15 protein-coding genes and 1 pseudogene are annotated in these 19,903 nt (G+C 60.4%); 9 read left to right on the forward strand and 7 right to left on the reverse strand.

The genetic code is table 11. The features are described 5' to 3' along the window. Positions 1 to 142 precede the first annotated feature (142 nt). Positions 143 to 1,837, reverse strand: coding sequence for a dihydroxyacetone kinase family protein (locus ACR9ZN_RS00375; RefSeq protein ID WP_454818773.1), 1,695 nt, complete (start codon positions 1,835 to 1,837; stop codon positions 143 to 145). Between the two features lie 15 nt (positions 1,838 to 1,852). Beyond that, a pseudogene (locus ACR9ZN_RS00380) lies at positions 1,853 to 3,039 on the reverse strand (pyridoxal phosphate-dependent aminotransferase). A gap of 348 nt (positions 3,040 to 3,387) precedes the next feature. Between ACR9ZN_RS00380 and ACR9ZN_RS00385 the strand changes: the two are divergent. The 6 genes from ACR9ZN_RS00385 to ACR9ZN_RS00410 all read left to right on the forward strand — a co-directional run bounded on the left by ACR9ZN_RS00385 (position 3,388) and on the right by ACR9ZN_RS00410 (position 7,650). Beyond that, positions 3,388 to 4,296, forward strand: a complete 909-nt coding sequence (locus tag ACR9ZN_RS00385; RefSeq protein WP_454818769.1) for a substrate-binding periplasmic protein — start codon at positions 3,388 to 3,390, stop codon at positions 4,294 to 4,296. 81 nt (positions 4,297 to 4,377) lie between these two features. Further along, positions 4,378 to 5,109, forward strand: a complete 732-nt coding sequence (locus ACR9ZN_RS00390) for an amino acid ABC transporter ATP-binding protein (RefSeq protein ID WP_481271002.1) — start codon at positions 4,378 to 4,380, stop codon at positions 5,107 to 5,109. 11 nt (positions 5,110 to 5,120) lie between these two features. Further along, positions 5,121 to 5,792, forward strand: a complete 672-nt coding sequence (locus ACR9ZN_RS00395; RefSeq protein ID WP_481271003.1) for an amino acid ABC transporter permease — start codon at positions 5,121 to 5,123, stop codon at positions 5,790 to 5,792. A gap of 3 nt (positions 5,793 to 5,795) precedes the next feature. Beyond that, positions 5,796 to 6,461: an amino acid ABC transporter permease gene (locus ACR9ZN_RS00400; RefSeq protein WP_454818765.1), complete on the forward strand. Its 666-nt coding sequence runs from the start codon at positions 5,796 to 5,798 to the stop codon at positions 6,459 to 6,461. Between the two features lie 15 nt (positions 6,462 to 6,476). Continuing rightward, positions 6,477 to 7,283: an IclR family transcriptional regulator gene (locus ACR9ZN_RS00405; RefSeq protein ID WP_454818763.1), complete on the forward strand. Its 807-nt coding sequence runs from the start codon at positions 6,477 to 6,479 to the stop codon at positions 7,281 to 7,283. Positions 7,284 to 7,377: 94 nt separating this feature from the next. Beyond that, a complete protein-coding gene (locus ACR9ZN_RS00410) occupies positions 7,378 to 7,650 on the forward strand; it encodes an NnrS family protein (protein WP_454818761.1) in 273 nt (90 codons plus the stop codon). A gap of 159 nt (positions 7,651 to 7,809) precedes the next feature. Here the strand turns inward: ACR9ZN_RS00410 and ACR9ZN_RS00415 are convergent, their stop codons facing one another. Both ACR9ZN_RS00415 and ACR9ZN_RS00420 read right to left on the reverse strand, forming a co-directional pair. Then, positions 7,810 to 8,349: a hypothetical protein gene (locus ACR9ZN_RS00415; RefSeq protein WP_454818759.1), complete on the reverse strand. Its 540-nt coding sequence runs from the start codon at positions 8,347 to 8,349 to the stop codon at positions 7,810 to 7,812. A gap of 74 nt (positions 8,350 to 8,423) precedes the next feature. Continuing rightward, positions 8,424 to 9,803 (reverse strand): MFS transporter, encoded by a 1,380-nt coding sequence (locus ACR9ZN_RS00420; protein ID WP_481271005.1) that lies wholly within the window; start codon positions 9,801 to 9,803, stop codon positions 8,424 to 8,426. Positions 9,804 to 10,746: 943 nt separating this feature from the next. On the opposite strand from ACR9ZN_RS00420, the gene ACR9ZN_RS00425 reads away from it, so the two are divergent. Next, on the forward strand, positions 10,747 to 11,778 hold the full coding sequence (locus ACR9ZN_RS00425) for an IS110 family RNA-guided transposase (RefSeq protein ID WP_481271006.1): 1,032 nt from the start codon (positions 10,747 to 10,749) through the stop codon (positions 11,776 to 11,778). A 649-nt stretch (positions 11,779 to 12,427) separates the two neighbouring features. On the opposite strand, the gene ACR9ZN_RS00430 is transcribed toward ACR9ZN_RS00425, so the two are convergent. The 3 genes from ACR9ZN_RS00430 to araD1 form a co-directional block, all read right to left on the reverse strand. Continuing rightward, on the reverse strand, positions 12,428 to 14,215 hold the full coding sequence (locus tag ACR9ZN_RS00430) for a hydantoinase B/oxoprolinase family protein (RefSeq protein WP_481271007.1): 1,788 nt from the start codon (positions 14,213 to 14,215) through the stop codon (positions 12,428 to 12,430). Positions 14,216 to 14,227: 12 nt separating this feature from the next. Then, positions 14,228 to 16,297: a hydantoinase/oxoprolinase family protein gene (locus ACR9ZN_RS00435; RefSeq protein WP_481271008.1), complete on the reverse strand. Its 2,070-nt coding sequence runs from the start codon at positions 16,295 to 16,297 to the stop codon at positions 14,228 to 14,230. 64 nt (positions 16,298 to 16,361) lie between these two features. Then, positions 16,362 to 17,357, reverse strand: a complete 996-nt coding sequence (gene araD1 / locus ACR9ZN_RS00440) for an AraD1 family protein (RefSeq protein ID WP_454818751.1) — start codon at positions 17,355 to 17,357, stop codon at positions 16,362 to 16,364. Between the two features lie 327 nt (positions 17,358 to 17,684). Here araD1 and ACR9ZN_RS00445 point away from each other — a divergent pair, with 327 nt between their 5' ends. Both ACR9ZN_RS00445 and ACR9ZN_RS00450 read left to right on the forward strand, forming a co-directional pair. Then, the gene (locus ACR9ZN_RS00445) at positions 17,685 to 18,506 is read left to right on the forward strand and encodes an IclR family transcriptional regulator (RefSeq protein ID WP_454818749.1); all 822 of its coding nucleotides are present in this window, start codon (positions 17,685 to 17,687) and stop codon (positions 18,504 to 18,506) included. Positions 18,507 to 18,711: 205 nt separating this feature from the next. After that, positions 18,712 to 19,830 (forward strand): sugar ABC transporter substrate-binding protein, encoded by a 1,119-nt coding sequence (locus ACR9ZN_RS00450; protein ID WP_481271009.1) that lies wholly within the window; start codon positions 18,712 to 18,714, stop codon positions 19,828 to 19,830. Positions 19,831 to 19,903: the final 73 nt, after the last annotated feature.

Here is a 19,903-nt window from a genome sequence, read left to right on the forward strand (position 1 = left end):
AAGGTGAGTTCCTGTTTGACCAGAGGTTGGCCGTCGAACGGCCGATGCATCAGGGCGCACGCCAGGGATCGCTCCAGATGGAGGCGCCATGAAATTCGATTCGATTGGGTGTTTGAGCAGGGCGGTTGCGCTGCCCGAAGTTTCACAGACTTGTGGCGAGCGCCTCCATCCAGATCGCGACAGCCGTCGCGCCACCATCCTGGGTTCCACGGGCTCGCTCGCCCAAATAACTGGCACGCCCGAGCTTGGCCGTCATGTCCGCGGTCTTGCGGGCTCCGTCATTTGCCGCCCTGGCCGCCTCTCGCCAGGCCTGCGCCGGCGAAACGCTGTCGCCAAGCGACTGGATTGTTTGGAGGGCCGGATAGAGCGCATCCAACATGGTCCGATCACCCTCCTTTGCTCCGCCGATCTCGCTGATTGCGGCAGTTGCAATGGCCAGAGCTTCTCGGAAATCATTGGGAGAGAATTGATTGGCCTGCGCCAGATGGCGGCCGGCCCGCGTCAGGGCAATCGCGTAGAAGGGGCCGGAACTTCCGGCGATGGCGCGGCGCAAGGTGTTGCCGATAGCGACCATCGCGTTGGCCGGATTGATCCAGGCACATTCCGGCAGCGCACGAATGGCTTGTGCGCCACGGACCATGCTTGCGCCCAGGTCACCGTCGCCGGCCTTGCTGTCGAGATCCGTCAGGTGGGCCTCCTCCGTCTCGAGTGCATCGGCGACGGCCAGGCCGAGGCGACGCAGTTTTTCTGGGTCGAAGCGACCTGCTTCGCCCAAGGGAGCCTCTGCATCCGTGGAGACGGGAGCGGCAACCAGATGGGGAAAACCTGTCGTCTTGCCACCGCGTGGCCATGCCATGGCAGTGGTGGCGGCGTCCAGCCGTTCGGCGTCTCCCGGGCGCATATCGAGAAGCGAGATCGAACAGCCCGGCATTTCTATGGCCGTGAGGAAATTGCCGGACCAGGCTCTCTCTATGCCGATGCCCAGAGACTGCAAAGCGGCGAGGGCTCGTCGGGCCACAATGGCCAGTTCCATGGGCGGCGTTCCGCCGAGGCCGTTGACAAGCAGGGCTACCCGAGCTCCTGCCTCGAGTGCCATATCGCGGACGAGTTGGTTGACGATCCGACCGGTGATGGCGTCGGCAGACAGCAATCCGACGCGCTCGACTCCCTTTTCGCCGTGAATACCGAGCCCGAGCTCTATCTCGTCCTCGCCCAGCGTAAACCCGGCCTTGCCGGCGACCGGCACGATGCATGATCCGAGCGCAACGCCCATCGTGCCGATGCGGGAAGCCGCCGACCGAGCGATATCGGCGACTTCCGCCAGTCCCTTGCCTTCGGCAGCGGCAGCGCCTGCGATCTTGTGGACCAGGACTGTGCCGGCGATGCCACGGCGGCGGTCACGGGCGACGACGCCGGATAGGGCAACGTCGTCGGCGACCACGACAAGCTCCGTCGGAATGCCCTCGATGGCGGCAAGCTCGCCGGCAAGGCCAAAATTCAAGCGATCGCCGGTGTAGTTCTTCACGATCAGGAGTGCGCCGGCGGGGCCGGCCGTGGCGCGGATAGCAGCGAGGACCGCGTCGACACTCGGCGAGGTGAACACTTCCCCGGTGACGGCTGCGGTCAGCATGCCAGGCCCGACATAGCCGGCATGGGCTGGTTCATGCCCGGCACCACCTCCCGATATCAGGGCAACCGATCTTTCGGCTGGAGCCGGCAGGCTGGCGCGGACCACGACATTCTCGCTGTCGAGCAGGGCCTGGCCCGGCGCGAGGGCCACGATGCCCTCCAGCATCTCCCTCACGACATCGACAGGTTTGTTGATGAGCTTCTTCAAGATTGTTTCTCCTCGCTATTGGTCTTGAAGGAACCGCGACAGCCTTTGCGCGCCCTCTTCGATGAGGGCGGGATCGACGGCAAAGCAGACACGCAGGAAGGACTCGCCGCCGGAGCCGAACGCCGATCCGGGAGCAACGCCGACACTTGCTTCCTTCAGGATCTTGCGCGCCATCTCGTAGCCGCTGTTCATCCCATGGATGGCGAAGAAGAAGTAAAATGTCCCTTCGGGCCAGAAGACGCGGACATTGGGAAGCTTGTCGAGGATGGAGCAGATGATCTCCCGTCCCCTAGCTGACCGCTCGACAAGAGACCTGATGAAGTCATCTCCGTCGTCGAGAGCCGCGATGGCCGCATGCTGGCTGAAGGTCGAGACGCTGGTGGTGTTGTACTGGCTGAGGTTGTCGAAAACCGTCGTCATACCCTTTGGATAGATCAGCCAGCCAATCCGCCAGCCCGTCATGCACCAATTCTTCGAAAAGGTATTGGTGACGATCAACCGATCGGTAGGTTCGGTGATCTGCAGGAAGGACGGAGCCAATCCGCCGCCATAGGTGAAATGGGCGTAGACCTCGTCGGAGACGATCCATAGACCCCTGTCCCGTGCGAAATCACGGACAGCCAGCATCTGCTCGCGGGGCATGATCCAACCCGTCGGGTTGGAGGGGGAATTGAGGGCAATTGCGCGGGTTTTCGGCGTTACCGCAGCGAACAGATCGTCGAGCTCCAGTTTGAAGCCACCCCCTTCCACAGTGCGATAGGGCACCGGAACAACTTTTCCCCCAGAATGCCAATGATCTCGATCAGGTTCGGCCAGGCTGGGACCGGAACGACCACCTCGTCACCCGGGTTCAAAATGGCCTGCATCGCCTGCATGATGGCCTGGACGCCGCCAGCGGTGACGCTGAAACGCCCTGCGCCGACATCGACCCCGAAGTGGCGCCTGTGATAGCGATCGAGCGCTTCGCGTAGCGCAGGTACGCCCGTGGAATAGGTGTAGCGCGTGTGACCGGCGGCAAGAGCTGCAACAGCGGCTTCCCGGACGAACGTCGGCGTCGGAAGATCGCCCTCACCGATCCACAGCTTGATGACATTGGGATCCTCACGCGCGAGATCGGCGATATCGCAGATCTGGTTGAGCTCGATCCTGCTAATCCGTGTTGGGGTGCCCGATGCCGGCCATTCGGCCGCCCGATAGTTCATAACGTCTCTCCTTGAGCAGCGATTGGATACAGCTGCGCATTGCGCCCAGATCGGTACCGCGAGGGAGCCGGGGCAAAATTTCAAAATTCTTTATGGGTGCGATGTGTCGATCGTCGCGATCTTGGGTGCTCGATCCACGCGGCTTCACTAATCGTCTGCGCCCTCCCATAAGCGCATGATGTGACTTTATATTCCGCATTGCGGAATATAATTTGAATTCATCTTCAATTAAATAAATATTTTGCGGTTCGTCAACAAGCGTATTGAATTTTGTTTCATTTTATGTGGTTATCAGGTTGCAAATATATAATATTCCGCAATGCGGAACAAATGGAGCGGGAGCTGGAAATGAAGAAACTCGCCATGATCGCGGCGGTCGTCATGTTGACCGTAACAAGTCAGGCATCGGCGGCGGATGATCTCAAAGGCGCGATCGGGGCGATCATCGAAGCAAAGAAAATCGTGATCATGAACGACCTGTCGGCGGCGCCTTGGCAGTTTCGTGACGCGAACGGGAATGCGGCCGGCTTCTCGATCGACCTTGACCGCATGATCGCCGCCAAGCTCGGCGTCGACCTGCAACTGAGAAACGTCGAGTGGGCGGGGCTGATCCCCGGTTTACTCACACGCAAATCCGACATCCTGGCGACCAGCATGACGGTGACGCCGAAGCGGGCCGAGCAGATCCTCTTCACCAAGGAGAGTTGGTATTCCACGGGGGTCGTCGCGATCGTGCGGCCAGAGGCTGAAAATGTGTCCTGGGAGGACCTCAACCAGGCGGGCAAGAGGATCGCGGTCAAGGCCGGCACGAGTGCGGTCGACATCGCCAAGCAGTTCTTCGCCAAGGCCGAAATTCAAAGCTATCCCAACGACACCGACACGTACCAGGCTCTAAAGACCAACCGTGTCGATGCTGCGCTCAACGATCTCGCGGTACTCGGTGTCGTTCGTAAAGAGTATGGCTTCGTCTCCTCCAAAACGCCACGCGAACTGATCAGCCAGGATAACTGGGCCTTTGCGGTTCGCCCAAAGGATGTCGCCACTCAGCAATATCTGGATGCCTTCTTGTCGGAGATTAAAAAGGACGGACGGCTTGAGGCACTGCGCGTTTATTGGGCCGACAGCGAGGCCTGGAAGAAGGACTTCCTGGAGAAGAACAGCAGTGTATCAGACGAGAGAAAGAAGCTCGTCGATAAACTCGGGATCGGCGCGTATGTGCCGGAAAGCGGCAGCGGCAACCGCATGACTCTCCAATAGAACTCGGCGTCGATCGGGCGCCCGTTAGCACGCAAGACGGGCGCCTACCGCCGATTTTCGATCAAGGGGGAGAAAGCTGCCATGGCGTTTTTTGAGGCGCATGATGTCAATCTGCATTTCAAGAGCTTCCACGCACTGCGTGGCATCTCCATCTCATTTGAGAAGTCCAATGTGCTGGTCATCTGCGGTCCATCGGGTTCCGGCAAGAGCACGTTCATTCGCGCCATCAACAAGTTAGCTGGACCTTTGTCGTCGGGCCGGTTCCTGCTGGAGGGCCAAGATCTTGGGGGCATGCCACGCCGCGATCTATATCGCAGGGTCGGCATGGTGTTCCAACGCTTCAACCTGTTTCAGCATCTGACCGTCTTGGACAATATCGCTCTGCCGCAAAGGCGCGTGCTCCGGCGCTCCCGCAAGGATGCCATCGAACGTGCTATGGGGCTCCTGAAGCGTGTCGGCCTGAGTGACAAGGCCGGTCGCTACCCCGCTCAACTGTCGGGTGGCCAGCAACAACGTGTCGCCATCTGCCGCGCTCTCGCGATGGAGCCCGAGTTGTTGCTGTTCGATGAGCCTACCTCAGCACTCGACCCGGAAATGGTCGGCGAAGTGCTGCAGGTCATGAAAGACCTGGCGGCAGCGGGGATGACCATGGTCGTCGTGACCCACGAGATGGGGTTCGCCAAGGAACTCGCCACCGAGATCGCCTTTCTCGATGGTGGTCAGATGGTCGAGAAGGCCCCACCCTCGGTGTTCTTCAGCGAGCCCAGGCAGGAACGGACCCGCATGTTCCTTGACCAAATCCTACGTCACTAGGCCGGGTGAACATGATCTCCAACGCATATGACCTATTTTGGCAGTACCGCGATGTTTATCTGACCGGGATTCGCAATGCTCTTTCGGCTGCCGCATTCGGATTAGTGCTAGCGCTGGCAATAGGGGTGTTGGCCGGTATCGCCCGCTACAGCTCGCGCGGCCTGCTTCGAGGCGTGGTTGCCGTCTATGTATCGCTGGTGCGCAATACGCCGCTGCTCGTGCAGGTCTACTTCATCTACTTCGGCTTGCCCGCAATTGGCATAACCCTGTCTGCTTTTTCTACCGGCGTTCTCGCCCTGACGTTCAATTCGGGCGCCTACATTGCCGAGATGGTGCGCGGAGGGCTGAACGCCATTCCCAGAGGCCAAACGGAGGCAGCGCTCGCGCTCGGACTACGCCGGCGCATAGTGCTGTACCGGGTCCTCCTGCCACAGGCAGCACCGACGATCCTGCCGGCGATCACCGGGCAATTCGTGCAGCTAGTCAAGGATACTTCGCTGCTCTTCACGATCGCCGTTCTTGAAATCACGAAAGCGGCCGACGACGTCGGCAACGACAGCTATCAGTTCCTGCCGGCCTATCTCGTGAGCTGCGTGATCTATATCGCCCTGTGCGTCGTGCTGAACCTCCTGTCGGACGTCTATGAGAGCCGCGCCGGCTTCTCCAAGCACAAACGAGCATAACTCATGAGCAATATCTTTTCCGTTGCACTCGATGCGTTTCAGCTCATCCTGACGGGATTACCGATCGTTCTGTTCCTGGCGTTCGCCGCATTTGTACCGGCACTCGGCCTTGGCATCGTCGGAGGGCTCCTTGCATCCTCCCCTCTCGCGGTCGTGCGGTTTTTGATCGGCGTCTATGTCTACCTATTCCGCAGCACGCCGTTCCTGATGTTCATTTTCCTGGTTTACTATGGGCTACCGGAATTCGGCCTCGATATTGGCCCTGTCACTACTGCCATCATTGCTCTTTCGTTGTCTCACGGTGCCTATATGACCGAGATCGTCCGAGGCGGTTTGCTGGGGTTGGACAAAGGCCAGAACGAAGCGTCGGTGGCTCTCGGGTTCAGTCTATTCCAGCGCCTGCGGGACATTACGCTTCCGCAAACGCTGATGGCGATCATCCCCTCGCTCCTTGGCCAAATTATCCTGATCATCAAGGATACCTCGCTGGTGTCCGTCGTCGGGATCAGCGAAATCGCCAGGCTCGCCAAGGAGGTGGTGATCCGCACCAACCAGCCCTTTATCGTTTTTACCCTTCTGGCGCTCATCTACTTCGTCGTTTGCTTCTCCTTGGAGTTCATTGCACGCAAGTTGGAAGAAAAGGTAAGACGGATCACTTCAGGGCATTAAAAGTGGGATAGAGACATGGATGAGCACGCAATATTCCAGGAAACGATTATCCCTGACACCTCGACCGCTTCGGAAAGCCGCGACGCTGGCGCCAAGTCGCTGCGCAAGATGGCTCTCGTTCTCGATGCCTTTTCCCGCAGCCGGCCGAACATGACGATTGCTGACCTCTCCGAGGCGACTGGTCTGCCAAAGACGACGATCCATCGGATCGTCACCTCGCTCCGAGAGGTTGGCTTGCTCGATCAGGACGGGAGGCGCCAGGGATACCGGCTCGGTCTGAAGATGTTCCACTATGGCAGCAGCGTGCTTGCGAGTCTCGACACGCCCACGCGCGCCCATCCTCACATCGCCAAGCTTCAACAACTGACCGGTGAGGTCATCCACTTTCACATGTTCGACGGGCATCAGATGGTCTGCGTGGAGCGGGAGCAGATGACCGCCTCGAGCATGACGACGCTGCAAGCGGCGCCCACCTATTGCACCAGTGTGGGTAAAGCGTTTCTCGCCTTTCAAGATGAAAGCCTTGTAAGGAAGATCGCAGGGGAGGGGCTGCGCGGCTACACAGCACACACGATTACTCATCTCGATGATCTCTTGTCGGAACTGGCCCGCATCCAGGTGCAGGGCTTCTCCATCGACAACGAGGAAATCGAGGTGGGGGTGCGATGTATCGGGGCCCCTGTTCGTGACTCCTCGGGTAGGGTGTTCGCGGCGGTCAGTGTCTCCGGTCCGGTCGAGCGCATGCCGGATGGCCGCCTAGCGGGGTTGGCACCGGTGGTTATCCAAACTGCGAATGAGATTTCTCAAGCGCTTGCCGAGTAGCACCCCCGTTACGACCAACTAGCGGACAGCTTCCTCAGCTTGGTCCTCCCCCGCCGTCGCAGTGCATGTCTGGGCTATTGGAGTTGTCGGCGCCATGACGCTCGCCATGATGAGTCGGGCGACGCTCGGGCATACCGGACGGGTTCTCGAGGCCTCGCCTGCCACGCAGTTTATCTATCTCGCGGTGGTGGTTGCGATGGCGCTACGCGTCGCCATGGAGTTCGTGCCGAACCTTTCGGTACCGATGATGTATGGCGCCGCCATCGCCTGGGTCGCTGCATTCATGGGCTTCGCAACGGTATATGGGCCAATGCTTGCGCGACCACCACGTCGAATCTGGGTCCGGCTAATGATTGGGAGGAGGTGACGGTCAAGAAGGTTAGTGGTACTTGATCTATGTTAGTGAGGTTTCTAGCGAAGCTGGATTGAGATCAGGTAGTCGCGCGGCAAACGTCTTGTCCACAAGATGGCGAAGTCAAAGATGGTCAGCAAAGTAGCTGGAAAATTAGCTTTGATGTGGATGGCTCTACCACTCATCCACGCAGTAATTTCTTGCGGGAAATGGCGGGTTCGGACACTGTGGCGTGCGGTGGCGTAAGATTTGGTTGCGGTCCCCCGCAATCATCTTTAATTGCGACCCCGTAGCACACGCTGCGGGGTTCTTCGTTTGTGCTGAAAGCGTAAGGATTCCAGCTAGATCGCCACGAACGTCGATCTGCAGTTCCCCGTCTGCGGGCGTCAGCACGATCTCCTTCATCAGCGAACGGATTTGCTCGGCCGCCGCGATGCGCTCGCCGCGGGAATCGTCCTGGAGTGCCGAATACAAGCCTTCGACTTGAGTGCGATAATGCGCTGCCATATTCGGGTGTTGCAGGGGAGGCGGCTCCTCGGCATCGCGTAGGAATCGCGTCAACTCGTTCTTGCGGACTTCGAGCTTGTGGCTGCGCCGGATATTTCGTCTCGATTTGCGAAAATTTACGACTGATCTTGGTTTCCTCTCAACCGCGAGATCACTGGCGACGACGTCGGGGCCGATCGGACCTTCAACAAGGACGCGCGCCTTCAAAGCTGAAAGCGCGCGCTTGCTCTCGCCTCATGCCAATTAGGCATGACCACTTGGACGAGCGTCTTTCGTCAGCTTCAATGCGAGAAGCCGGCGGCGGTTTCGCTGAGGCTCTTGCCCCTGGTCTCTGGGGCTAACCACTGCGACAACGCGGCCCCAAGGGCGGCGATAGCGGCGGCGATCAGCATGGTTGCAGAAGCGCCGAGATTGGTCATGGACCAAGGCATCAGGAAGGTGCCGACACCGGCGCCAACTCGGCTGACCGCAGCAGCGAAACCGGTGCCGATCCCGCGGATCTCGGTCGGAAACACCTCGCCAGGGTAAATGCTGGTCAGCGTGTTGTATATGGCATTGAAAAAGGAGAAGATGAGAAACAGGATCAATACGATGATCGGTGGCGCTCCTGCCCATAGGCCGAGAACGGCAAGCGGGACGGTAGCGATCCACTGTGGCGGCACGGTTAGCGTGCGGCGGCCAGATTTTTCGATCAGCAGGACGGCGATCACGCTCCCAGCCAATGCAACCATGGAGAGTCCAATACCACCCGCCAATCCGCCGCTGAGGCCGTATTTCTGCAGCACACTGTCGGCAAACGTGGCGATTGCGAAGTAAGGTGTGACGGCGCAGAACCAGAATCCTGACACGAACAGGGTAGCCCGCCAGTATCGACTGGAGAACAGGGTTCCAAAGCTACCCTTTTGATTTTTTCCTTCGTGCTCCATATCCGCCGCGTCGTCGGAACTTTCCAGATAGCGATCTGCGATAACCCGTGCTTGCTCGGCGCGGCCTTGATTCCATAGCCAGCGCGGTGATTCAGGCATCCCGAGCCGACCAATGAACAAGGCAATCGCAATCAGGGTGCTCGTGCCGAGGATCATGCGCCAGCCGAGGTCGGTGTATTCGTTCAGCAAACTACCCACGATAAAGGCAATCATGAAGCCAGCATACCATGCAATGAGAGTGAGCCCCATGAGCCGACCACGTAGCCGGGCGGGCGCGAATTCCGACATCAATGGCCAGCCAACCGAATATTCGGCACCGATCGCAATGCCCATCAGCAGACGCACCAAGAATAATTGCATCGGTGAATCCACGAAGAATTGCATGGTGCCGACGAAGAGCTGCATGACGGAAGTCAAGAGGAACAGGGCCATATCGAGCATGAACAATGGTTTACGGCCGAACTTGTCACCCGCCCAGCCACCCAACGGGGCACCTATCAATATGCCGAACAGCGCGCCTGCCGCGATTAGACCTTCCCAGAACGGAGAAATCGCGAGTTCGGCGGTCATCTTCCCGGTCACCGGGCCGACGATCCCTAGGATATAGCCGTCTAGAAACATTCCACCAGTAAGGACGATAACCATCCTCAACATAAACCGTTTCTTGAATTCGGCCGCCTTGATATCATCTGCGTTTATATCTGTAGTTTTTATTATATTACCTAACGATGTCATCGGTTTCCCCTTCTTATTTGTTGAGACTGGATGGTGATGCCAATGCATTACCGCGGATCCAGCAGGTCCCGCGGTCGCAAAGGAGGGCTTTGGCCATCTGGCGTTGTGTCACCGGCTTTCGCTGAAAGCTGTTTCGATCTGTCGTTCGAAATTGGGAGTGCACGAACCGTTGGCCTGGACCATGGAGGCGGATGGGCAGCATAAGTCGTTCGCATCTACTGCTAATGCAACAAGGCTGGTTGTCCGGGTGAAACACTGGGATCGAGCCGCAGGAGGCCGGCTATCGAGTGACAGGCGAAGGTGAGGAACGATGCTCCTGGTTCAGCCCATTGGGAGCTATCTTACGTCCCCGGCTGGAGGTTTAGGTGTTGACGCGGATCCAGATTTGATCATCGGATAGTACGGCAGGATTTGCGAGAAGGTGCTCGCGCGGGCCATGAACCGTAGAGGAACGCTTAGGTCGACTTGAAACACCCGTGAATTCCGTGCCGAAATATCATCAATTCGCATGGAAATACATCCTTTATCTGGAATGGGTGGATAATATCCACGTGTTGGCTAACTTGTATTTTATATCTTACCTACACAAAACACTGATAACATGGATTTACCCGCGATCACTCGCCTGAAAAAATGACGGGAGGTATAACCTCAGGTTGGTCTCCACCCTCCCAACGACAGCCTGACGTGCGTCCGGTCGCTGGCGCGACACGCTCGAAGGGTAAGATCATCAGCAATGGCTACGTGTAGCTGCGCGCTTCGTAAAAGCTGGACAGCGCTTTCGCTAAAGTCCGGACAATTTGACGAGGTTAGTCCTGGGCAGCCTAGATGCCGTAATGGGCCGGCCTTCGCGAGTATAGCCAAGATTTGTGGCAGTCCCTCAGAATGATGGTGTTGAAACGGAGCCCGAGCGATCGGCTCCAGCATCATGAGAGGAACAGCCGTGGACTACTATGCGGGAATAGATGTGTCCTTGGAAGCAAGCAGCGTGTGCATTGTGGACGCAAGCGGAAAGATCATCCGCGAGGGCAAGGTCGCCAGCGAGCCTGAGGCATCTGTACGCTACTTTGATGAATTGGACTTGTGTGTCATCCGCATCGGGCTCGAGGCGGAGCCCTTGTCGCAGTGGCTGCATGCCGGGCTTTTGGCCTGCGGGCGCGATGTGGTTTTGCTCGAGACACGGCATGTGAAGGCGGCGCTCTCGGCCATGACCGTGAAGACCGACCGGAAGGACGCACGCGGGATCGCCCAGTTGTTGCGGATGGGGTGGTATCGTCCGGTTCATGCCAAATCGGTGGCTTGCAAAGACACCCGTGCGCTTCTCGTTGGACGCAAGCTGCTGCAAAGCAAACTTCTCGACGTCGAGCTCAGCATCCGCGGGATCCTGCGCGGCTACGGGCTCAAGGTCGGAGAAGTCAGTCGCGGAAGGTTCGAGGGACGCATTCGAGAATTGACAGCAGGGCACGCCGTTCTGGAAACGGTGATCGGTGCGATGCTGGCGGCCAGGACAGCGTCGTGGAACGAGTTCACCCGGCTGCACCGCCAGATGCTGAAGATCGCGCGAGAGGATAAGGTTTGCCGGCGATTGATGAGCACACCCGGTGTTGGCGCTTTGGTTGCCCTGACCTATCGCTCGGCGGTCGATGATCCGACGCGGTTCGACAAATCCAGCACCGTTGGCGCCTACTTTGGGCTCACGCCCAAGAAATACCAATCAGGCGAGACCGACCGGGATGGTGGCGTCACCAAGGTCGGCGACACCATGGTGCGAACCGCGCTCTTTGAAGCAGCGCATATCATGCTGACCCGGGTGACGCGCTTCTCGAGCCTCAAGCGTTGGGCTCTCGAGGTTGCGCAGCGCAGGGGCATGAAACGTGCCAAGGTGGCGCTTGCCCGCAAGTTGGGCGTCGTGCTGCATCGCATGTGGGTGGACGCGAGTAAGTTCCGTTGGAGCAAGGCCACCATGGCAGAGTGAAGGAGGTGGACATCATCGAAGCGGACCGGGATCGGCACCGCTTCATCGAGGTCCCGTTGTCGGGACGAGGGCTTGGCAAGGTCGTGTGTAGTGCTGTGAAGGCTTCGGCAGATCACGCCTCCTAGATTGACCTGTCAGCTCTGGATCTGATGGCATGGTGTGGCGGCCTCGCGCTGACCACGGACAGAAGCAAGATCCTGGCGACGAGCTATCATTCAGAGGGACTTGACGAACGAGGGTCCATTACAGAAGCACTACTTTGGCAGATGTGATTTTTGGGATTCCCCCGAGGCCGAATGCGTGATTCATGGGGAGCCAGCATTGATGGAGGCTGGCGATGGATGCGGATTGGCAGAGCGATCTTGAGCGTTGGCTGGATCCGTTTCTGACAGGGCTTGGCAACAAGACGCGGCGCCGGATGTGTCCGGCCTATATCGCAGGATCGATTGGTCCTGGCCGGGTCCCAATGACTGGTCCAGTTTGAATGTTAGTGCATGGTTGGTTTGGGGGCCGCGAAATGGTTCTGTTGCCACGTTTTGAATACCGGCGCTGTGACAAGAACGGCCTTTTTCGGGCTTAGGCCGCCTCAGCCATTGAGGCCGCCGACGCTGGCAACGCTCGCGAAACGATCGCACGATGCGTTCTGGCGTCAATCGCACTCCACGCTGTATAATGCTGGATGCATGCCACGCCGGTAGAGTGTCGTCTTGTCCCTATCGAGGTTTCCTTCTGGATCGATGACAACGCCATAAATTTTCTCCGCGCGATCACGGCTGACCCAGCCTTCCCTCACGTCGTGAGCAACTCTCTGAGGATCCCGCTCGCGGGGATGGCCGTAGCCGCCGCCTCCGCCGCTGATCGAGACCATCGCCTCGTCGGCAGCGATCACAACTTCTGCGCAGGCGGGAACGGGTTCGAGCGATCCGTCCGCCCGACGCCGGAACTGCGCCGAACGGGCGCCCGCCAGGCCGCCACGTGCGCCCGTCGCGGGATTGACATTGCCGTCGCTGACATAGGCGACGGTCATCGAGCAATCGACCGGAGAAAACTCCGAGTAGGCCCCCAGCGCGCCACGGAAGCGGCCGGCACCCTCGGAGTCCGGGATCAGCCGCCGCGCATGCACGAAGATGGGATGACGCAGTTCGTCGATCTCGATGGAATCCTGGTAACACATGCCGGCATTGCCGACATGCAGGATTGTTAGCCAGCCATCCGTCCAGGGTGTGCCAGCGCCACCGGTACAGCCGAGATAGACTTCGTTCACGAAAGGCTTGCCGTCATGCACACCCGAGACGACGCCGCATGAGGGCGGGATCAGCGCACCCGTCTCGGCCTGGCCGAGACCATCGGCAAGTTCGGCCAGTGCAGCCTGAATCGGATTGGCGACGCGATCGGCGATATTGGTCGTTGCCACCGAGCACGAGGTGGGATGGCGCGGTCGGCCCACAACGCAGCCATCGCGCAGATGGATCTTGATCCGCCGGAAACTACCCTCGTTCTTGGGAACGGTATGGTCGATGGAATTGAAAATGCCGATCATCGGTGCGGAGAGCGAGCAAGCTTCCGAGAGGTTGAGGCCATTGGGCATGGCGTCCGGATTATCGGTCATGTCGACCTCGATCATCGCCTCCTCCGGTTTGACGTGCACCGTCGCCTTAATGGTGACACCATGCTCGGGCGTGCCGGGGAACGGATCATGCGTACTGGTGCGCGTCACGCGCCCCTTCGGCAGCGCGCGGATGACCTCGATCATGCGCTTCTCGCTATAGTCGAACCATTGGCGCGCGTAGTCATCGAGTTTGTCCCAGCCGATCTCGGCGCCGAGCGCCAGGATCTCGCGCTCGCCGACCCGCGCAGCGCCGAGCGTGGCTAGATAGTCGCCCCACCATTGATCCGGAACACGGATGCGCATCCGGCACATGCGGATGACGTCCATGACATGCTGGTAGTCGTCCTGCACCTTTACGGCCGGAAAGATCAGCGCGCCCTCGTTATAGACGTCGAGGGCTGCGCCCATATAGGTCGTCGGCAGCGAGTTGCCGCAATCGGCCTGGTGGGCCTTGGCCAGCACGGTGAAGCGGTGCACGCCTTCGTCGTCGATCACCGGGATCAGGATGGAATGATCGGCTGGATGGGTGCAGCCGTGATAGGGCGAATTGTGCAGGAAAGCATCGCCGCGCCGCAGGACCGGATGATTGTCGGTCATGGTGCGTGACATGATGTCTGGCCCGCGCAGCACGTGGTTGGGCAGGCTCTCGGCCGTGGCAAGCAGTTCATGGCGGGCTGTGAGGACCACGCAGGAGAAATCGCGCGCGATGGTCAGGATGCCGGACCGCCCGGTGCGGTGCAGGGTATTCGCCATCTTGCGGGCGATGCCGTCGAAGCGGGCGGTGAGGACGGCGAGCGTGGAGCCATCCATCGTTGTGGTCTCGGACATTTGCTCTTTTCCTCAGCTCTGCACGTTGATGACGAGGTTGCCCGCGCTGTCGCGCCAGGCCCTTGCGCCGGGATCGATCACGATCGAGGTGAAATCCGATTCCACGATCGCTGGGCCGCTCAGCTCCTGGCCCTCGGCGATGGCCTCCAGGCGCCAGACCTCGGCCTCGATCCAGCCCCTGCCGAGGAAATGCACCGGACGGGGCGCGAGCTTCGGCGACCTTGCATCCTTGGCCAGCCGTCCGGGTACGCCCGAGCCGAGGCGGCAGCGAACTTCGGCATTCCAGCTCACCGTCTCGATGGCTGCATTCGGGTCGCTGATCGCGAAGATGTCCTGATGCATCTGGTGGAAATCTTCGACCAGAGCCTCGACCTGTTCGGGATGCTCGAAGGACGGGATGCGCAGCGGGACGTCGATCTCCCAGGCCTGATCGGTGTAGCGGGCCTCGGTCGACCAATCGATCTCGACCGCCTGCGCACCCGCGCCGGGGCCTGCTGCGAATGCCTCGCAGGCAGCTTTGAGGCTGGCCAGAACCTTGTTCACGCCGGCTGAATCGAAGGCCTCGCTCCTGGTGTGAAACACGGCCTGCTGTTGTGCCGTCAGATCGGAAATCAGTGCTCCGGAAGCGGCTAGTGCCGCGCCGGCCTCCGTCACCAGCACTCGGCGGCAGCCCAATCTGCGGGCGATGGCCACGCAGTTGAGACCTGCGGCGCCGCCTCCGGCGACGAAGGTCGCCTGGGTCGGATCTATGCCTTGGTTGACGGTGATGTCCATGATGGCCTGGACCATATGTTCGGTCGCGAGGGAGACGATCGCATCGGCCGCTTCCTCGAGGCTCTTGCCGAGCGGCGCGGCGACGTGGCGGCGGATCGCGTCCAGGGCGCCGGCCTTGTCCAGCGCCATCTTGCCGCCGAGAAAGAACTCGGCGTCGATGAAGCCCAGCGCGACGGCTGCATCCGTCAAGGTGGGTTGGGTGCCGCCCCGCCCGTAGCAGACGGGGCCGGGCACCGCCCCGGCGCTCTTGGGGCCCACATGCAGCAAGCCACCGGCGTCGACCCAGGCGATCGAGCCGCCGCCCGCGCCGATGCTTTTGACATCGACCGAAGGCATGCCGGTCATGTGGCTGCGGAAAGGCTGGCCAAGCCAGGTCTCGCGGCTGCGCGGGATGCGGCCTCGACGCACCAGCGAAATGTCGAAGGTGGTGCCGCCGGTGTCGCCGACGATCAGCGTCTCCGCGGCATCGTCTGCGCCATAGGCCTTGGCCGCGACCGGGGCCATGCTCGGCCCGGAATTGATCAGGTGCACGGGGGCATCGGCAACGTGCGAGGCATCCATGACGCCGCCTTGCGAGGTCACCACGAGAACGCGACCCCGGAATCCCGCCTCGCGCAGGCGCCGTTCGAGGCCGCGCATATAGGCGCCCATTACCGGCTTGAGCGAAGCATCGATGCAGGTCGAGGAGGCGCGCCGATATTCGCGGATCGAGGGGTTGATCCGGTGCGACAGCGTGTAGGGGATGCCCGGCAGGTGTTTCTCGATCAGGGCCCCGACCGCCAGTTCATGAGCCGGATTGACGACGGACCAGAGGAAGGCGACGCCGACCGCCTCGATATTGACGGCCTTCAACCGCTCGAGGATGGCCACCACCGCGGCCTCGTTAAGTGGCGTCCTGACGGCGCCGCTGACGGTGACGCGCTCCGGCACCTCGAAAGTCAGGGCGCGCGGAACATAGGGTTCGGTATAGGGAATGGTGAAGTTGAACGGCTCGATGCGTCCGCCCTCGCGAAATACCAGCGTATCCGGGTGTCCCTGCGTGGTAAGGAAAGCGGTGCGTGCCGTCGAGCCGGTCACGATTGCGTTGATGGCATGCGTCGTCCCGTGCACGAGAAGTTCGCCCCGCCCGAGATAGAGACCGAGATCTTCGCCGGCCGCTTGCGCGGCGAGCCACAGGCTGTCGATGACGCCGGCGACGGGATCGGCCGGTGTCGTGGATGCCTTGTGCATGCTCAGCACGCCATCGGTGGTGGCGACCATCAAATCGGTGAATGTGCCGCCGGTATCGACGGCGAATCGAAGGCCCATGGTTCGGCTCCAGATCTGCGGGGAAGGCGCGGCCGTTGAATGGTCCGCACCGTTGTTGTCGAACTCAGAGCGAGCGCACCGTGAAGGACGGTCCGGGGGTTGCCGCCATCCGGTTGCGCAGTGGTCGGCCGAAGTCGGGCACGTCGATCTCGAAGCAGTCGCCGGAACGGGCCTCCACGCCATTAGCGCAGCTCAACAAGGGCGCGCCGAAGAAATAGGCATGCAGATCGCCAGGTCGCCGGAACATGTCATAGCGGAAATGATAATGTTCGAGATTGCGGACCGAATGCGACATGTTGTGCTCACCGCTCAGGAACTCCCCCTCCCAGATTGGCTGGCCGTCGCGGATCACGCGGATGGCGCCCTTGGTATCTTCCGGCAGGTCACCAAGCAGCAGTTCCGGCCCGATCGAGCAGGCCCTGAGCTTGGAATGGGCGAGATAAAGATAATTGAGCGCCTCGGTGACCTGGTCCGAAAACTCGTTGCCAAGGGCAAAGCCGAGCCGCCAGGGCGTACCGTCGGGACCGATGAGGTAAAGGCCGACGATTTCGGCCTCCTCCCCACCGGCAAGCGCGAAGGCCGGCATCGGCAGATCTGCTTCGGGTGGCACCACGCAGGTACCCACGCCCTTGAAGAACCATTCGGGCTGGACGCCGATTTGCCCATCGGCTGGCTTGCCGCCTTCCAGGCCCATGCGGAAGATCTTCATGGAGTCGGTCATGTCCGCGTCACTGCCATGGGCGATCTCGTGCATCTTGTCCCGGGCCGCGGCGCTGCCGATATGGGTGAGGCCAGTGCCGGTGATCCAGAAGCGAGCAGGCTCGGGATGGTCGAGCGGCGCCAGCAGACGCCCTTCGGCAATGACATCGTCATAGCTCTCGGCTGTTCCATGGGCTTCGCCATTGACCGTCTCGGCCAGGCTTTTGTCGCTTTCGATCGCCTGCATCGCAAGGTCGTAGACTGTGGTCGACCTGACGAGCGGGATCAGCACCTTGCCGCTCTTGTCGGGCGTGCCGACCTTTCTTTCGCCCGAACGGGCCCGGAATTGCACCAGACGCATGAATATCTCCCGAGTTGAGAAGTTGGAGTGCGTAAAACGCGATGCTCAATGAAAGGGGTACGGGGTGGCCGCGCTACGATCGCCTGCGGCGGGAGCGGATGGCCGACGCCAGGCCGAACGGCCGCAGAACCAGGCCCGGGACCTTGATTTTCTTGATTTGATCATCGCGTATCCCTGGATTTAGACCAATGTTCTGCTATACAGAACATAATTCTGTTTAACAAACTCGTATTGTAGCAAGCGCATGTTGTCAACGGACCTCTGTGCTGGCTATCACCGGGCTCGCTCGGCTTCGAATAGGCAAACTGGATAGGGGGAGGAATGCGCGTGCGAGAACCTACAGAAACCTCGGACGACAAGTACCCGCTGCGAAGCGTGGGTCGGGCACTCGACGTACTCGAGGCACTCGGCGCCGGCAGCAGCAAGGGCATGAGCGTGGGCGATATTGCCGACGCCATCGGAGTCTCCCGCTCGACCGCGTTCACGCTTCTGCAGACCATGGTGGCACGTGGCTTCGTTGCCGATACGCGTATTGGTGGCGCCCGGCTCTATCGGCTCGGCCTGGCGCTCGTGCATTTGGGCGACCGTGCCGTCGCGGAAATGGGTATTACGCAAATGGCGACGCCCGTGCTCCAGCAACTCACCGATGCGACACAATTGACCTCACGGCTCGCCGTGCTGGATGACGGTTATGCCGTGGCGATCGGGCGCGTCGATGCGCCTGGGCCGTTCCGGATGACTGCCTCGCTCGGGCGTCGCGAATTGCCGCATTGTTCGTCTGTCGGCAAGGCGCTGCTGGCCCGCCTTCCAGGCGAACAGGTAATGGCAATCCTCACGCGTCTTGGCATGCCGCGCCGTACCGAGCACACGCTGACATCGCATGCCGCCCTCATTGCCGATCTCGAACAGACCGCAGCCCGCGGCTATGCCTTTGACAATGAAGAAGACAATGTCGGCGTCGTCTGTGTCGGAGCCGCTGTCTATGACCGCAGCGGCCAGGCTGTCGCCGCGATCAGCGTCACCAGCATGAAGCTAGGACGCAGCGAGACAGACCTGCATCAGCTGGGAGGCGCGGTCCGAGCCTATGCTGATCGCATCAGCGTGCTCCTGGGCGGGCCGGCCTATGCCGCTTTGCCACCCGTGACCTGAACCAACGTCATTTCCCGCAAGAAGCAGTCCGATTGCCGGCAGCTATTGCTGCCGGCATGCCGTGGCTCGCGCCCTCATGGCCGCCCGTGCCAGCAAGAATTACCGGCGTCATCATATTGACAACATAGGGGCCTGCGATAGAATTCAATTCTACAAAACATAATTCTGCCTAACAGAACAAATTCCAGAGTGGACGGAGCTTCCAATGACTTTGTTTCGCAGCCATGCGCTCGCAATGACGGGTGTTGCCTTGGCCGTAATGGCGTCGAGTGTCGGCGCTCCTGCTGCCGCCGAGAAACCCGTACCGGACGCCGCCAAGACCCATCGGATGCCATGGGGGGAATTCAAGCTCGCGCCGCGCATTGCCAAGAAGCTCGAAGCGGGAGAAAAGGCCAACATCATCGTTGGCATCGAGGGTACAGGCATCCCGATCCAGGGCGCGGAGATGCGTATCGGCACGAAAAAGGGTTGCGAGGCCGCCAACAAGGCGCTCCCGGCTGATTGCCGTCTCGTCGGCCCCGTCAATCCCGACACCGCCAAGCAGCTTTCGGAACTTGAGACGCTCCTCAATTCCGGGCAGGTTGACTGCCTTGCCCTGCAACCGCCGTTGCCCAATCAGTTCACCGGTATCATCAATAAATATGCCGACGCCGGTGTTCCTGTGTTCACGCTGAACATCGATGCGCCCAAGGCCAAGCGGTTTGCCTTCTATGCCCTCAACGAGGTCCAGGCGGGCAAGATCAATGGCGAGGCCACGGCCAAGCTGGTCAAGGCCAAGGGCGTCGACGTCGGGCAGATCGCCATGGGTAGCGGTGCACCGGACCAGCCGTGGGCCCAGGCTCGGATGGAAGGCTTCATCGCTGGTTACAAATCGGTGTTTCCCGAGGCGAATTTCTTCAACGACGCCAAGAGCGGCATACCGACAGGCAAGAACTTCACTACGCAGGAAGTGCTGAATTCGGTGACGCCCTTCCTCACGGCCCACCGCGAGGTCAAGCTGTTCTTCCATACCGATCAGGGCGTGGAGGGCGTCGGCAATGTCATTCGCAATCTCAAGCTCGGCGGCAAGGTCTTCACCTCCGGCTTCAACGTCAGCGGCGCTATCCTGGACGCCATAGACGAAGGCACCACTCTGGTGACAATCGATCAGGGTTTCGACAACCAGGCTCGGGCGCCCGTCGAGCAATGCGCCAAATATCTCGCCAGCGGCGAAACACCGGCCGATCCGCTGCAATATCTGCGGCCGATCGTGATCACCAAGGTCGGTGGCGAAGCCGAGTTGAGCGTCACCGCCGGCCGCGAACGCCTTAAGGCGGCGCGTTGAGTTGACCGATTGAACAGGCGGCGCGAAAGCCTCGGGCTCGCGCCGCTCGTCTGCCCCTTATCGCGCCATTGTC

This window comes from Labrys sp. HAY1-8F, from assembly GCF_056754975.1.

Bases quoted from the DNA above. Each gene is read 5' to 3' on its own strand.
- ACR9ZN_RS00385 (WP_454818769.1), top strand. From the start codon at position 3,388: ATGAAGAAACTCGCCATGATCGCGGCGGTCGTCATGTTGACCGTAACA.
- ACR9ZN_RS00390 (WP_481271002.1), top strand. From the start codon at position 4,378: ATGGCGTTTTTTGAGGCGCATGATGTCAATCTGCATTTCAAGAGCTTC.
- ACR9ZN_RS00395 (WP_481271003.1), top strand. From the start codon at position 5,121: ATGATCTCCAACGCATATGACCTATTTTGGCAGTACCGCGATGTTTAT.
- ACR9ZN_RS00400 (WP_454818765.1), top strand. From the start codon at position 5,796: ATGAGCAATATCTTTTCCGTTGCACTCGATGCGTTTCAGCTCATCCTG.
- ACR9ZN_RS00405 (WP_454818763.1), top strand. From the start codon at position 6,477: ATGGATGAGCACGCAATATTCCAGGAAACGATTATCCCTGACACCTCG.
- ACR9ZN_RS00410 (WP_454818761.1), top strand. From the start codon at position 7,378: ATGACGCTCGCCATGATGAGTCGGGCGACGCTCGGGCATACCGGACGG.
- ACR9ZN_RS00420 (WP_481271005.1), bottom strand. From the start codon at position 9,803: ATGACATCGTTAGGTAATATAATAAAAACTACAGATATAAACGCAGAT.
- ACR9ZN_RS00430 (WP_481271007.1), bottom strand. From the start codon at position 14,215: ATGTCCGAGACCACAACGATGGATGGCTCCACGCTCGCCGTCCTCACC.
- ACR9ZN_RS00435 (WP_481271008.1), bottom strand. From the start codon at position 16,297: ATGGGCCTTCGATTCGCCGTCGATACCGGCGGCACATTCACCGATTTG.
- araD1 (WP_454818751.1), bottom strand. From the start codon at position 17,357: ATGCGTCTGGTGCAATTCCGGGCCCGTTCGGGCGAAAGAAAGGTCGGC.
- ACR9ZN_RS00450 (WP_481271009.1), top strand. From the start codon at position 18,712: ATGACTTTGTTTCGCAGCCATGCGCTCGCAATGACGGGTGTTGCCTTG.